This window comes from Microcystis aeruginosa NIES-4325 (assembly GCF_008974145.1).
GTDB lineage: Bacteria > Cyanobacteriota > Cyanobacteriia > Cyanobacteriales > Microcystaceae > Microcystis > Microcystis aeruginosa_G.
In genome coordinates this window covers 1-14414 of the sequence record NZ_BJKP01000020.1, presented here as the reverse complement: position 1 = coordinate 14414, position 14414 = coordinate 1, and the positions used below count along the sequence as shown (strand labels likewise).

The 14414-nt window shown below is 41.3% G+C and carries 12 protein-coding genes and 1 pseudogene; 5 read left to right on the top strand and 8 right to left on the bottom strand.

The annotated features are described in order from the left end of the window. The first annotated feature begins 24 nt into the window (after positions 1-24). From MiAbW_RS12150 to trxB, 4 genes are all read left to right on the top strand, one after another. A complete protein-coding gene (locus tag MiAbW_RS12150) occupies positions 25-2016 on the top strand; it encodes a DUF262 domain-containing protein (protein WP_151696332.1) in 1992 nt (663 codons plus the stop codon). 131 nt (positions 2017-2147) lie between these two features. Beyond that, positions 2148-3341 carry a hypothetical protein gene (locus MiAbW_RS12145; protein ID WP_151696331.1) on the top strand — a complete coding sequence of 398 codons (1194 nt, stop codon included), beginning with the start codon at positions 2148-2150 and terminating at the stop codon, positions 3339-3341. Positions 3342-3383: 42 nt separating this feature from the next. Further along, positions 3384-4154 carry an HAD family hydrolase gene (locus tag MiAbW_RS12140; protein ID WP_151696330.1) on the top strand — a complete coding sequence of 257 codons (771 nt, stop codon included), beginning with the start codon at positions 3384-3386 and terminating at the stop codon, positions 4152-4154. Between the two features lie 88 nt (positions 4155-4242). Further along, a complete protein-coding gene (trxB, locus tag MiAbW_RS12135) occupies positions 4243-5601 on the top strand; it encodes a thioredoxin-disulfide reductase (RefSeq protein ID WP_151696329.1) in 1359 nt (452 codons plus the stop codon). A 133-nt stretch (positions 5602-5734) separates the two neighbouring features. Here trxB and MiAbW_RS12130 read toward each other — a convergent pair whose 3' ends face one another. Beyond that, on the bottom strand, positions 5735-6376 hold the full coding sequence (locus tag MiAbW_RS12130) for an LON peptidase substrate-binding domain-containing protein (RefSeq protein ID WP_151696328.1): 642 nt from the start codon (positions 6374-6376) through the stop codon (positions 5735-5737). Positions 6377-6970: 594 nt separating this feature from the next. Between MiAbW_RS12130 and MiAbW_RS12125 the strand changes: the two genes are divergently transcribed. Beyond that, positions 6971-7927, top strand: coding sequence for an RNA polymerase sigma factor, RpoD/SigA family (locus tag MiAbW_RS12125; protein WP_151696327.1), 957 nt, complete (start codon positions 6971-6973; stop codon positions 7925-7927). 105 nt (positions 7928-8032) lie between these two features. Here MiAbW_RS12125 and MiAbW_RS12120 read toward each other — a convergent pair whose 3' ends face one another. From MiAbW_RS12120 to MiAbW_RS12085, 7 genes and pseudogenes are all read right to left on the bottom strand, one after another. Then, complete coding sequence (locus tag MiAbW_RS12120; RefSeq protein ID WP_151696326.1) at positions 8033-8908, bottom strand: S-methyl-5'-thioadenosine phosphorylase; 876 nt, start codon at positions 8906-8908, stop codon at positions 8033-8035. Between the two features lie 82 nt (positions 8909-8990). Then, complete coding sequence (locus MiAbW_RS12115) at positions 8991-9317, bottom strand: urease subunit beta (protein ID WP_108937799.1); 327 nt, start codon at positions 9315-9317, stop codon at positions 8991-8993. 19 nt (positions 9318-9336) lie between these two features. After that, on the bottom strand, positions 9337-9639 hold the full coding sequence (gene ureA / locus MiAbW_RS12110; RefSeq protein ID WP_151696325.1) for an urease subunit gamma: 303 nt from the start codon (positions 9637-9639) through the stop codon (positions 9337-9339). Between the two features lie 882 nt (positions 9640-10521). Then, positions 10522-10653, bottom strand: coding sequence for a ribbon-helix-helix domain-containing protein (locus MiAbW_RS20475; protein WP_274596529.1), 132 nt, complete (start codon positions 10651-10653; stop codon positions 10522-10524). A 12-nt stretch (positions 10654-10665) separates the two neighbouring features. Continuing rightward, positions 10666-11091 (bottom strand): annotated as a pseudogene (locus tag MiAbW_RS20110) (type II toxin-antitoxin system VapC family toxin). Then, positions 11078-11326, bottom strand: coding sequence for a hypothetical protein (locus MiAbW_RS12090; RefSeq protein ID WP_238707270.1), 249 nt, complete (start codon positions 11324-11326; stop codon positions 11078-11080). The pseudogene MiAbW_RS20110 and the gene MiAbW_RS12090 overlap by 14 nt, the downstream one beginning before the upstream one ends. A 316-nt stretch (positions 11327-11642) precedes the next feature. Beyond that, positions 11643-14249 carry an SUMF1/EgtB/PvdO family nonheme iron enzyme gene (locus tag MiAbW_RS12085; protein ID WP_151696323.1) on the bottom strand — a complete coding sequence of 869 codons (2607 nt, stop codon included), beginning with the start codon at positions 14247-14249 and terminating at the stop codon, positions 11643-11645. Positions 14250-14414: the final 165 nt, after the last annotated feature.

Here is a 14414-nt window from a genome sequence, read left to right as displayed (position 1 = left end):
GTGAATCTTCCTATACTAGCGTCTATGCAAGCATCGGTAGTTACTCTTCAAGAAATTATTCAAGGCAACACACAATATATAATTCCACTATTTCAGCGCACTTATAGTTGGAAAAAGAAAGATTGGGAAGATTTATGGGATGACATCAGCTATTTGTACGGTCAAGAAAACCCTCGCCCCCATTTTATGGGTTCGATAGTTAAAACTCAAGTTTCGCCTAACTCTGGCGTGGTCAATAAATATCTGCTAATTGATGGACAGCAACGTTTAACGACTATTTTTCTGCTCTTTGCTGCCTTGCGAGACGTAGCGAAAGACAAACAAAAACACGAGTTAAGTGAAGAAATTAAGATAACATTTCTTGTTAATTCGTTTAAAAAAGGTTCTGATTACTTTAGAATTCAACCTACCCAATTAGATCGAGAATATTTTCAGTCTGTAATCAATAACAAAATCAGTGACAAGGAAAATACCATATCCCAATGTTATTTCTTTTTTAAAAGAAAGATTAATGAACAACCATATTCGTTAGATAAACTAACAGAAGTTATCTGTAATAACTTATCCTTGGTCAATATAACTCTTGGTAATGATGATGATCCCTACCTAGTATTTGAAAGTTTGAATGCCACGGGGCAGCCTTTAACTGAGGCCGATTTAATTCGTAATCATTTATTTATGAAGGTTCGTCAAGAGGAGCAACAGACACTATATGATAGATACTGGCTGCCGATGCAAAAAAACTTAGGAGATAATTTAACAGAATTTATCCGTCACTATTTATCAAAAAGTGGGGCAGAAATTAGAAATAACGAAATTTATTCTGCCTTTAAAAATAAACTAGCTGATAATAATCCTGCTCTCTATATAGAGGACTTATATACATTTTCTATGTATTATGCCAAACTAATCACTCCCACCCTTGAAACTAATTCTAGTATTCGTAAATATCTTGATTCTTTCCAAGGTCTAGAAGTCTCTACTATCTATCCATTTCTTTTAAATTGTTATGATGATTGGGAAAATGGCAAATTATCTGAAAAGGATTTTATAGAGGTTTTAAAAACCCTTGAAAACTTTCTTGTCCGTCGTTTTGTTTGTGGTATTCAGACCCGCGGACTTAATAAAACTTTTGCTTTACTATATTCCCAAGTTCAGAAAGATGCTGCTTTAAACTCTGAACCTTTTATTAAAAGATTAAAAATCTCTCTTCAAAAGAAGGACTACCCAAAAGATAATGATTTTAAAGAAAAGTTAATAACCATTAAACTATACGGAGGAAATCGCGGCGAAAAAGCGAAAATTATTCTCGGTGCGATCGAAGAATCTTTTGGTCATCGAGAAACTGTAAATTTAAGTGATTCTCGCCTGACTATTGAACATATTATGCCGCAAAAATTAAATGATAAGTGGAGAGATTATTTAGGAACAGATGCAGATATTACCCATCAACTTCTTGTGCATACTTTAGGTAATTTAACCCTGACGGCTTATAATGGAGAACTGGCGGATAAAGATTTTTCTCACAAGAAAGAAGAACTCCATAAAAGCCATCTTGAAATCAATAAATACTTTGATAGTATTAACTCATGGCAAAAAGAAGATATTGAACAACGTGCCGAATATTTGGCCGACCGTGTTATAAAAATTTGGAGTTATTTTGGCGATGATTCGCTGCCGGTCAATGAAACTGCATCTGTCAAGGATACAAAACCCAAAAAACTAATTATTCGTGGTAAACAACAAACAGTAAAAACTTGGAAAGATGTACTAATTTTTACATTGAATACTCTCTACGATCTAGATCCTGAAAAGTTTCAAGAGATTGTGCTAGAGTTTCCTCGCTTTTTATCGAAAGATGACACAAAATTTCGCCGACCTCAAAAACTTGAAAATAATATTTTTATAGTAGAAACTAATTTTTCCGCCCAAGATATCTACTATTTTTGTGTAAAAGGAGTAGAAACTATGGGATTATCCTCAGAGGATTGGTCAGTGGAGAGAGAACCTAAATAATCCCTCCACCATCTCTTGACAAATCGCCTTAATTGTGTATTACTATATCTCCCTCCATCCTGATATTTTTCTGAAGCTAGAAGGGTATATTAAGAAAGATTCCGATCACCGCTTATTGAGATAAATCTATTATGCTTATTTACTTTATTCATGGAGTGGCCACAAGAGATGCTAGTTATGCCAATAAATTAATTAAACTAATTGAAGAAGAATGTAAACGCAAAAATCGGACAATTCCCTACTGTTATGCAGGATTTTGGGGAAATGTCCTCAAAGGAACCGAAAAATTATGGCGAGATATCGACCAAGAATTACAGATACAAAAACAGAAAAATAGTAATTTTAACCCCGAGCAATCCTTTCGCTATCAAAATTTTAGAAAAGAGTATTTATCTTATTTTATCGGTGACGCATTTAGCTATTTAGGCAGCGATCGAGGAAAACAAATTCGCCGCATTATTGCTGATCAATTAATCGATCTTATTCAAGCTTATCCCCGGGAAACCGAATTACATATAGTCGCCCATTCTTTGGGTACTGTAATCCTTTGGGATCTGTTATTTTCTGAGCGTTTTGATCCTAAAGATCCCGCTCATGAAATTCGTGATCTTATCGGTAAAGAGCGGGGCAAACTTTCCCTATCTAGTGTAACAACAATGGGTTCACCGATCCCATTTTTAAATCTAACTCTAGGCATTGATGCTAATCAAATTGAAAAATTTATTACCCAGCATCAAGGCCAGCGTTTGCTCTGGAATAATCTGATCAATTCCTCCGATATTATCGCTTATCCAATTCGTCCTCTTTTTGATTCTATAACCGATGTATCCAAGATTTTAATGAGCGATTATTATCTAGAAGCGACTGGCAATATTTTTGATTCTGTAGAAATTGCTGCCGTAGTATTGAATTCCCTTAATGCTCATACCTATTACCTAACATCAGATAAAGTGGCCAAAAATATAGTAGAGACAATTTATTTTGATCAGCAGGATTATAATCATGGTCATAGTTACAGTAATAACACTTGTGTTGATCTTGCCATAGAAAGAATAGCTAAAATATCTGGGGTGACTAAAGATCTGGCAAAAATGAAACCTTTAAAAGAAAAAATATTACTAGAAGGTAAATTTAAAGATGCCAGTGGTTATATTTATTTAAGCTCAGATTTATATCGTGTCCATCATGTTTATATACAGGACAATCATCAAAATATTGTATATGCTGTATATGTGGGCTGGATTCATGCAGAGGGATTGAAAAATTCTGTCACCGAAATCATCAGACAGCTATGTTATGTCAACGATGAAGCAAAGAATAGCTAATAGCTGCGCTATACTGCCATTATTGAGATTAAACCAGCATTTATGAATCAATCTCCCCGCATTCTAGCACTCGATTTTGATGGTGTTCTTTGTGATGGCATGATCGAGTACTTTCAGATTAGCAAACGCACCTATGAAACCCTTTGGCCAGAAATAATTCCCGAGTATTTTTTTCCGAGGTTTTCGCAACTTCGTCCCGTTATCGAAACCGGTTGGGAAATGCCTTTACTGTTGCGATCGCTCGTTCTCGGTATTCCCGACGAGGAAGCTTTAAATAATTGGCCGTCAATTCGGCAAAATCTGCTAGAAAGGGAGAAAATAGCGAAAAAAGTTCTCTCAAATGCTCTCGATGGTCTTAGGGATCAATGGATTGAGTCGGATCTAGAGTCTTGGTTAGCCTTACATCAATTTTATCAACCCGCCATTGATCGCCTAGCCTCTCTTTTAGACTCGGATTTTTTGGTTTATATTATCACTACCAAAGAAAGTCGTTTTGTCAAGCGATTGTTACAAAAAGTAGCAATTAATTTTCCGGCAGCGAGATTAATTGGCAAGGAAATTAAACAGCCGAAATACGTCACTATTCAGCAAATACTGGCTGATTTACGGGAATCTCCCGCTAATTTGTGGTTTGTCGAGGATCGTCTCGATGCCTTGGAATTAGTGCAGCAACAAGCAGATTTAAACGATGTGGGCTTATATTTAGCCGATTGGGGCTATAATACCGCCCAAATGCGCCAAAAAGTCGCTCAAGATACCCGTATTAAACTGTTATCCCTATCTCAATTTGGGGCAGACTTTACCCACTGGTAGAGTCAGTGACGAAAAATATTACATAGATAACCAGTAACTGATGCTGCTATACTAAAAAGCGTAGTCGTTATGAGTTGCATTTACGGTTATGACTGTCGAGAATTTAGTCATTATTGGTTCGGGACCCGCGGGATATACGGCGGCGATTTACGCGGCGCGTGCGAACTTAAAACCCTTGATGTTTGAGGGTTTCCAAGCGGGAGGCATTCCGGGGGGACAATTGATGACTACCACAGAAGTAGAAAATTTCCCCGGTTTTCCCGAAGGAATCACCGGTCCGAAGCTGATGGAAAGAATGAAGGAACAGGCCGAAAGATGGGGGACCCAATGCTATACCGAAGATGTTATCTCGGTGGATTTAAGTCAGCGTCCTTTTACCATTCGTTCCACGGACCGGGAAGTGAAGGCCAATAGTATTATTATCGCCACGGGAGCCACTGCCAAACGCTTAGGATTACCCAGCGAGGCCCAATTCTGGAGTAACGGCATTTCTGCTTGTGCTATCTGTGACGGTGCTACACCGATATTTAGAGAGGAAAACCTCGCTGTCATTGGTGGCGGTGACTCGGCGGCGGAAGAAGCCGTATATTTAACTAAATACGGCTCCCACGTCCATTTATTAATTCGCGGGGAAGCGATGCGCGCCTCGAAAGCAATGCAGGACCGGGTGTTAAATAATCCGAAAGTTACCGTTCATTTTCACACCCAAGCGGTGGATGTGTTCGGTACAGGCAGTAAAATGGCAGGATTACGCATTAAAAACTCGCAAACGGGAGACATTAGCGAATTAGCCGTGAGAGGGTTATTTTATGCCATCGGTCACACTCCCAATACTTCCCTATTCCAAGGACAACTAGAATTAGACGAGGTGGGTTATGCGAAAGTCAAACCGGGGACTGTTGCTACCAGCGTCGAGGGGGTTTTTGCCGCAGGAGACGTGCAGGACCACGAATACCGTCAGGCCATCACTGCCGCAGGTACGGGGTGTATGGCGGCGTTATTGGCAGAAAGATGGTTATCGGAGCATAATTTAATCCAAGAATACCGTCAATCGGCCACTTCTGAACATTACGAGACGAAAACCGTTAGCGAAACCCTGGCTGATACGGAGGAGACTTTTGATATTCACAAAACTCGTCACGTTGGGGGTTATGCTTTGCGGAAATTATTCCACGATGGCGATCGCTTGTTAATGGTAAAATATGTTTCTCCCACCTGTGGCCCCTGTAAAACCCTGAAACCGATTTTAGATAAAGTGGTCGATGAGTACGATGGCAAAATTTATTTTGTGGAAATTGACATCGAAGCTGACCCAGAAATTGCCAAAATGGGTCAAGTAACCGGTACTCCCACGGTACAATTCTTTAAGGAGCGGGAATTAGTGAAGGAAATGCGCGGAGTCAAACAAAAAAGCGAATTTCGTCAAGTAATCGAGAGTTATCAATAATCAGTTAGCAGTTAGCAGTTATCAGATGTGAGTTTTAAGTGAGCAGTATTAAATAGCAGTTTCTTGCCATCGTTTCACTGATCACTGAAATAACACCTCCACTTCCATCTCCTCAAGCTTGAAAACCTCAATATCATTGATTTAAAGCATCTTTAAGAGCCGTGCGAGCGGCCAGATGATTGCGAGTCGAGGTGAGAATTTCCGATTCTCGTTGCAGACGACTGACTGTATCGAGCATTTCTAATAAAGCTTGTTGTTCCCCGGCCACACCGTAGAGATTACCCGCCACCCAGTAGGATAATTCCAGGGGAAGACTAGGCAAATCGTCAGGAAGTTCAATTTTTTGAGCAGTTAATTTGGCTGATAGATGAACCACATCCCGCAGCAGTCGATCCACTTCTTTGGCCAGAGGTCGCAGATCCTGGGTGGTGGGGACATCTTCAATCCACTCCACTAAACCGACGCGATAGGGTTTTTCCCGGACATATTCTAGGACACGGAAACGCTGTTGACCGATGGTGAGAATTTTTAAGCGATCATCCGGGAGACGTTGACAACGGACAACTTCCGCACAACTGCCGACTTTAGCGATTTCTCCCGTGGCCGGATCTACCATTAAGACCCCAAAACGGCGATCTTCTTCCAATATCGTATTCATCATAATCCGATAGCGAAACTCGAAGATGTGCAAGGGCAGGGGACGACCCGGAAATAAAACAACTTCGGGTAGGGGAAAGAGAGGTAATTCTCTAACGGCAATGGAAGAAGTGGCCATAGGTTTAGTGAAAAAAAACCGATCTTCTCTTATCTTTACACAATCCCCCCTGAACCGCTAGGCAAGGTCAAGAGACGGGAGGCAGGAGGCAGAAGATTATTTTTATTTATACTTCCTACTCCCCCACTCCCCGATCTCCCCTCTCCCATCTCCCCACTTCCCTCACCCCTTATTCTGCGATCGCTATCTGAGAAAATTGCTGATTTTGTCATCTAGATTGCAGCCTGATCGGAAACCTCTGGGTAATCTATGAGTAGGGATACTCAAACCTCCTCTTCATCGGTGCTTTCCTGATGAGGATAATTTTTTCTCTCATAAACTTTACATTATTTAATAATTGTTGTAATATTAGTTAAATAACCAAGCTTCTCACTACTTGCCATTTATGCCCAGAAACTCTATATATAGCTAAAAACTGGACTATAGAGGCAATTAAATCCCCAATTAGATTTCTCTCTATCCTTGAGTAACCACTTACTTATCTCTTTACAAAACTAGAAAAAACCCTGATAGCATCTCCTTAACTGCCCCTGGAGAAGCGATCTGAAAAACGCCATAAATCCCTGAATATCAACCCTCAATCGACGCGCACTTATGAAAACCTCGCAAAACCAGACCGACCCAGTTCGCGCCTATCTCAGAGAAATTGGCCGAGTTCCCCTTCTCAGCCATGAAGAGGAAATTCTCTACGCGAAACAGGTACAAAGATTAATTTTTCTGGAAAAAATCAAGGAATCCCTAAGGGCGAAACTTGGCAGCGATCCCAGCGATCGCCAGTGGTCAGAAGCGGCGGAAATTAGTGAAGAACAACTCCGTCGAGAATTAGGGGCGGGGGATTTCGCCAAACGCAAGATGGTAGAAGCGAACCTGCGTCTAGTGGTTTCCGTGGCCAAAAAATACCTAAAACGCAATCTAGATCTATTAGATCTCATCCAAGAGGGAACCATTGGAATGCAAAGAGGTGTGGAAAAATTCGATCCCACCAAAGGCTATCGCTTCTCCACCTATGCCTATTGGTGGATTCGCCAAGCTATCACCCGGGCGATCGCAGAAAAAAGTCGCACCATCCGTCTGCCCATCCACATTACCGAAAAACTGAATAAAATCAAAAAAGCCCAGCGTCAACTAGCTCAAGATAAAGGTCGCGCTGCCACCATTGCCGAATTAGCCGAGGAATTAGACCTAACTCCCAAACAGGTGCGAGACTACTTAGAAAAAGCCCGTCAACCCCTTTCCCTTGACTTAAAGGTGGGGGACAATCAAGACACGGAATTAGGGGAACTCTTGGAAGATACGGGACTTTCCCCCGAAGATTACACTGCCCATTCTTCCCTACAGGTGGATTTGGAAAAACTGATGGCAGACCTCACCCCCCAACAAAAAGAAGTGATTTGTCTGCGTTTTGGTTTAGATAATGGCCAGCCCCTCACCCTAGCGAAAATTGGCGTTCGACTCAATATCAGTCGTGAACGCGTCCGTCAGATCGAACGAGAAGCGATCGCTAAATTGAGAAAACGCAAGGGCAACATCAGAGAATATCTAGCTAGTTAAGCTAGAGATAACCTAGAATTTGGGTCAAATTAATCGTCTGGATCACAGCCAGAAAAATGACCCATTTCTAGATTCATCGGCGACTTTTCTCGGCTATTTCTCTATTTATTCAAGATATTTTTTCAAAAGGAGCGCTAATTTTTCCTTAGTGGCGACGGGGGCAGAATCTAGAGGGGTAAGAATGGCGTATTTAAGGGCAGAATGAGCGGCGGAAACGGGAGGATTAGCCATCAGACGGCGCACCGTTTCTCGGATGGCTTTTTGGGCATTAATAGGGTTACGGTATAGATTTTCGAGTACCATTTCTACAGTGACCTGATCGTGATCGGGATGCCAACAATCGTAATCGGTAACTAGGGCTAAGGTAGCGTAGGCAATTTCCGCTTCCCGGGCTAATTTTGCTTCGGTTAAAATGGTCATACCGATCACGGTTGCCCCCCAACTTCTATAGAGATTTGATTCCGCTTTAGTAGAAAAAGCTGGCCCCTCCATACAGAGGTATGTACCGCCCCGATGCAAGGTAACTTCCGGTAGGTTTAAACTAGCGACGGCATCCCCTAAAATTTCGGCTAATTGGGGACAAACGGGATCGCCAAAGGGAACGTGGGCAACAATTCCTTCCCCAAAAAAAGTCGCTATTCTCTCTTTGGTTCTGTCAATAAATTGATCGGGAATGACTAAATCTAGGGGTTTAACTTCGGCTTTTAGGGAACCAACCGCCGAAGCGGAAATAATATATTCAACCCCCAACTGTTTGAAGGCGTGAATATTAGCTCGAAAGGGTAATTCGGTCGGTAAAAAATGGTGATTTCTACCATGACGCGCTAAAAAGGCCACTTCTGTTCCCTCCAAAGTCCCAATAATTAAAGCATCGGAAGGAGAACCAAAAGGAGTATCGAGGGATACTTCCCGCATATCCTTGAGGGCATCCATTTTATACAAACCACTGCCGCCAATGATACCAATTTTTACCGTCGTCATAGTCTTGAAAAGAATTAGTTATCGTTGCCTTGATGTTACCACAATTGAGCGATCGAACTGTGATAATTTTTCCGTCAAAGCCCTACTTTTTCTTTTTCTTGCCCTTGAGAGAACCATTAATTAAACCATTAAAGCCATAAATTTCTTCAGTTCCCGCAATGGCAACTAATTCCACCTCTTTCGTGTCTCCCGGTTCAAATCGAACTGATGTACCTGCGGGAATATTCAGATGGGTTCCTTTAGTTAATTCGCGCTGGAACTCCAGGGCTTCGTTAACTTCATAAAAATGATAGTGGGAACCCACTTGAATCGGTCGATCGCCTGTATTAGCCACAGAAATACGCAGGGTGTCGCGACCGACATTAATCTCGATCTCCCCAGATGGTGTGATAATTTCTCCCGGAATCATAAGTGCTAAAAATCTCCTGTTAGTGAATGGGATTGTGAACGGTAACTAATTTAGTACCATCGGGAAAAGTCGCTTCGATTTGTACTTCCGTAACCATTTCCGGGATGCCTTCCATTACCTCCTCGCGAGTTAATAAAGTGGTGCCGTAACTCATCAATTCAGCCACGCTACGACCTTCCCTAGCACCTTCGAGGATGGCGGCACTAATATAGGCGATCGCCTCGGGATAATTTAACTTAATACCGCGGTTTTTGCGTCTTTCGGCGAGCAGTGCCGCCGTGAAAATGAGTAATTTATCTTTTTCTTGGGGCGAAAGTTGCATAGATAGGCCTTTTTTGACACAGATGCTAGAGTTATTGTAGTTCTTGGCTGGTTAGTTGTAGCGATCGAGTTGTGAAAATTTATGTACTTAGCCAGCATTATTGATGAAGATTGGGGAAAATACTCAAAAACTTTGCTAGGAAAGGGCGTTGTCAGATCAGAATAGGAAAGATGTCATGCAATCCTTGCTACCCTTCGACTTGGCTCAGGGCAAGTCAAAGTAATTTCAGTTCCGGGCTGATTCGGAACATCTTTCAATTCGACAACGCCCGTTTTTATGCAGATGAATTGCATCATTCAACCTTTATTTTATCTCGGAGAATAAAGCATCTAAATCTTGACGGGCTCTCTTGGATTTGGTGGGTAAAATGTATTCTAAGATACAGTCCTGCTGGCGAAGGAGTGGAAGAAACCACAGAGACACAGAGGACACAAAGATCGATCCTATGTAAGTTAAACTTATCACACAGAACCTAGAAGAGCCCTTGACGACCATTAACAATCCTTAAAATTTCCACCGTTTCATTCAATTACTCGCTAGAAAATAATATATCCATCTAAAGGTAAACCTCTTAAGGATGGTTTAATATGACTATAGCTGCGTCCTAACCTTGGAAATTATACTAATTGTTGACACTTTTTGTAAAATTTTCTGAATAGTTTTTCAGTTGCTTTAATATTTACTACTAAAAAATAATCGGCAATCTTGTTTAAATATTGACTGGCTGAAGGCGCAATAATCTAACGATTCATAATTATTTTTGTTGCGCTTTTTGAAATTTTTCTAGTATATAATTTATGACTTTTTCTCCATCTAATCCCTCTCCATTATCTAATTCTGTTATGGCACGTCAATTTTTTGACGAGTTTCTTCTACCCATTGTCAGTCATCTTGATCGAGGATTTCTAGCAAGTAAAAAGCGGTATATATGACTTGTTCTGAATTATTAAATCTGCCACTTTTTAACTGTTTTTGGATAAATTGTTCTTGATTGGGTTTTAGTTGAATATTCATGATGACACTAAATTACATTTGTTCTTGAAAAAGATTTTGAAATGGCTCCGTATTTTTCCAACGATAGGTATTGAAATCTCGATAATCAACGGAAAGAATTTTACCTGAATCTAATTCTTCTGCCAAAATAACTAAGGATGCGTCGGCTAAATCCATTGGCAAATCTCTATATTTTTACATCAGTTCTTCAAGGCGTTGGCAGTGTTTAGTTTTGAGGTTGAATACCTGTAGTTCTCCTGTGGATATTTTATGAATAAAGGTTTTTGGAACATTTATTCCTACTCGTTTTTGTAGTAAGTAGCAAGTTTCAGTGACAACGCACCAGGTTGTAATAAATTGTTGATTGATTAATTTTTGAAATTGTTTTTTTGCTAATGGGTGAAGTGAGTCGTTTTTATTGGCAAGGGCCAGCCAGAAACCAGTATCAACAATGATCATATTTTTGATTAAGTTCACTTGTTAAATAGGTTTTATAGTTTTGCGAAAGGTCTGGTTCAGCTTCTATACAACCGATAAAATCAGACCAATCTTCTGTTCCCTGCTCTTTGATTTCCTGTTGGTTGGGAGAATATCGTTTTTTTAGAATATCTACAAGTTCAATAATAGTCTGTTGTGCGTCGAGGGGAAGGGACGCAATATCTTTTTGAATTGTTTCTAGGTTTACCATTGTCATTATCTTTTTATAGTTTATTCTATCAATTTTAAAATAAAATACGCGAGATTCACTATTGGTTTGCTTGTTATCTCGTTATCCCGTTCCCCGGTTCTACCCGGGAATGCTCCCTTCAGGTTCTACCTGAATATCGCTTTAAGGCAGACCCCTATATATTGTATTCCAAGTTGGCGCTAAAGCGCAACTACGAACCTTAACTTAACCTACAGATTACTACCTCAATTTTCCCAAAAAAATCGACCCGCCGCTAGGTGGGAAAAAGAGAAAAATTGAAAAAAGTAAAAAAGGGTAAAAAAGGGTAAAAAGAAAATAAGGGTTACAGAGTCCCCCCGACACCGCACACCACCCGAAAACCCATGAAGCTGAAGCGGTAGTCGCGGCGGTAGCGGTTGCTGCGGTAAGCGGAACGGCAGTCATTCGGATGGTTGAACCAAGAACCGCCCCGCACTATTTGATAATCAGTATCATTTGTCAGCCAAGCACTGCCATCCCTTGGCGCATTCTGATAGTTATTATGCCAATTGTCTTCGCACCATTCCCAAACATTGCCAATCATGTCATGGAGTCCCCAAGCATTGGGCTTTTTCTTTCCCACAGGATGAGTTTTACCCTGAGAATTTCCGCCATACCAAGCGTAATCTCCTAACTGATTAGCATTATCACCGAAATAAAAGCGAGTGGTTGTCCCCGCACGACAAGCATATTCCCATTCCGCTTCTGTGGGGAGGCGATAGGTTTTCCCGGTTATTTGACTCAATTTCTGACAAAAGGCTTGAGCATCGTCCCAACTAACCATTTCTACAGGATTTTGGGGATTATTTTTAAACCGAGAGGGATTTTTTCCCATTACCGCTTCATATTGTGCCTGAGTCACTGGATATTTCCCGATCGCAAAACTGTTGACTTGAACTTGGTGTTGAGGCTTTTCATGACTTTTAGCATCGCGATCGCTGTCAGGAGATCCCATGAGAAATTGACCTGCTGGTAAGTTCACCATCTCCAGTGTTATTCCCTTGGGTAGGTTTTCGGTAAATAGAGTTAGCTTTGCTGGGGGAGGTGGTGGCGAAGAGGGTGATGGTGACGCTACTTTAGGTGACGGTGTAGATGTCACAGTAGCAATAGGTAACGGTGTAGATGTCACAGTGGGGACGCACACCACCCGAAAACCGAAGGAGTTGAAGCTGCCGCAGCGGTTGTTGAAGTAGCGGAAAGCGGAACGGCAGTAATCGGGATTGAAGTACCAAGAACCGCCCCGCAGTATTTGATAATCATTATCCCTTATCAGCCAAGCACTGCCATCCCTTGGCGCTCCGATATAGTTATCGTGCCAATTGTCTTCGCACCACTCCCAAACATTGCCACTCATGTCATAGAGTCCCCAAGCATTGGGCTTTTTCTGACCCACAGGATGAGTTGTCTGCTGAGAATTTCCGCCATACCAAGCGTAATCTCCTAACTGATTAGCATCATCACCGAAATAAAAGCGAGTGGTTGTCCCCCCACGACAGGCATATTCCCATTCCGCTTCTGTGGGGAGGCGATAGGTTTTCCCGGTTATTTGACTCAATTTCTGACAAAAGGCTTGAGCATCGTCCCAACTAACCCTTTCTACAGGATTTTGGGGATTGTTTTTAAAATTAGAGGGATTTTTTCCCATTACCGCTTCATATTGTGCCTGAGTCACTGGATATTTCCCGATCGCAAAACTGTTGACTTTAACTTGGTGTTGAGGCTTTTCATGACTTTTAGCATCGCGATCGCTGTCAGGAGATCCCATGAGAAATTGACCTGCTGGTAAGTTCACCATCTCCAGTGTTATTCCCTTGGGTAGGTTTTCGGTAAAGTTTGTCAGTGGAGTTGGCGCTACTTTAGGTGACGGTGTAGATGTCACAGTAGCGATACTTTTACCCGGAAAAATATCAAACTTTAAATTACTAAATCGCTCACACCAATAACACTTTCCATAACTCCGACTGTAGTAATGATTATCAACTTTGCCACAGCGTATAACCTCATTTAATGCAACTTCCAAAGTACCGCGCCATTCCTCAGCCGTCGGTCGTCTGTGGGGGAATTTATGTCCCTCATTGAAACAACGCAAAAATAAGGCGTGTAAGTTGCGATGTAAAATATTTAATGGGATTGTTGTATTACTAGGTACAAGCAATTTATCCCCAGAAAAAGGCCATAGTCCCCGTCGAATTAGTTCCGACTGTTCCAAGGAATCCCCTCCTCCTTGCCACAATCCCCGAAACGGCGGCCCGCCAAATAGTAGATAATAAATAACAACTCCTAATCGAAAGCGATCATGCACTTCTGTTTGATCTACATCTGCTATATTCACTCCGATTAATTCCGCCGGTGTAAATCCTTCTGAGCCAACTAAACACCGATATATTTTACTACTATCCGGATCTGATACTTGAAATGAATCTGTGTCAATAATTGTAGGCAACGCCCGATTATTCACTAAAATATTTTCTAGCTTGATGTCTCCCAAAACATAACCTTTAAGGTGAATTGCTTCGATAATAGCGGCTATATTCCGCGCTACTACATGAAGAAAATACCAATTAGCTTCTAACTTGTATTTTCTTCTCATTATGGGCGTACAAAGCTTTAATAATGTTTCTGAACCCACCACTTCTGGCATTAAAAAACCAACGACTTTTCCCTGTTTATCTTCCAAGATAGAATAGGGCCAAGCGAAGGAAATATGGTTAAGATGAGCATTAGGATCACTAGGGCGATTTCTCACCATTAACTGTAATTTATCAACCCTTTCATTATGGGGATTGTGGTAGATTTTCGCTAAGTACCCATTAAAGTTAGTGTGCCATACTTTCGCCTCGCCACTGTTCGCCAGTTCTTGCGTCAGTGTAATCCAGCGATTCTGTAGTTGACAGCGATAAGTTAAAGACATCAAAAAATCTCCGAGTATTTGTGCTGTTCAGTCCCATCGTAGCGACTGTCTTGATTGTCAAGGGGTAATTCAAAAAAACTCAAGCAGTTGCCGTAAAACTCAAAATCTCAAGCCGGAAAAAAGCGCAGCAAAAGCTAAGCTGCTCAGGTTAAACCAAAGCAAGCG

Excerpts from the sequence above, each read along its gene's own strand:
- MiAbW_RS12150 (WP_151696332.1), top strand. The coding sequence starts at position 25 with ATGCAAGCATCGGTAGTTACTCTTCAAGAAATTATTCAAGGCAACACA.
- MiAbW_RS12145 (WP_151696331.1), top strand. The coding sequence starts at position 2,148 with ATGCTTATTTACTTTATTCATGGAGTGGCCACAAGAGATGCTAGTTAT.
- MiAbW_RS12140 (WP_151696330.1), top strand. The coding sequence starts at position 3,384 with ATGAATCAATCTCCCCGCATTCTAGCACTCGATTTTGATGGTGTTCTT.
- trxB (WP_151696329.1), top strand. The coding sequence starts at position 4,243 with ATGACTGTCGAGAATTTAGTCATTATTGGTTCGGGACCCGCGGGATAT.
- MiAbW_RS12130 (WP_151696328.1), bottom strand. The coding sequence starts at position 6,376 with ATGGCCACTTCTTCCATTGCCGTTAGAGAATTACCTCTCTTTCCCCTA.
- MiAbW_RS12125 (WP_151696327.1), top strand. The coding sequence starts at position 6,971 with ATGAAAACCTCGCAAAACCAGACCGACCCAGTTCGCGCCTATCTCAGA.
- MiAbW_RS12120 (WP_151696326.1), bottom strand. The coding sequence starts at position 8,908 with ATGACGACGGTAAAAATTGGTATCATTGGCGGCAGTGGTTTGTATAAA.
- MiAbW_RS12115 (WP_108937799.1), bottom strand. The coding sequence starts at position 9,317 with ATGATTCCGGGAGAAATTATCACACCATCTGGGGAGATCGAGATTAAT.
- ureA (WP_151696325.1), bottom strand. The coding sequence starts at position 9,639 with ATGCAACTTTCGCCCCAAGAAAAAGATAAATTACTCATTTTCACGGCG.
- MiAbW_RS20475 (WP_274596529.1), bottom strand. The coding sequence starts at position 10,653 with ATGAATATTCAACTAAAACCCAATCAAGAACAATTTATCCAAAAACAG.
- MiAbW_RS12090 (WP_238707270.1), bottom strand. The coding sequence starts at position 11,326 with ATGACAATGGTAAACCTAGAAACAATTCAAAAAGATATTGCGTCCCTT.
- MiAbW_RS12085 (WP_151696323.1), bottom strand. The coding sequence starts at position 14,249 with ATGTCTTTAACTTATCGCTGTCAACTACAGAATCGCTGGATTACACTG.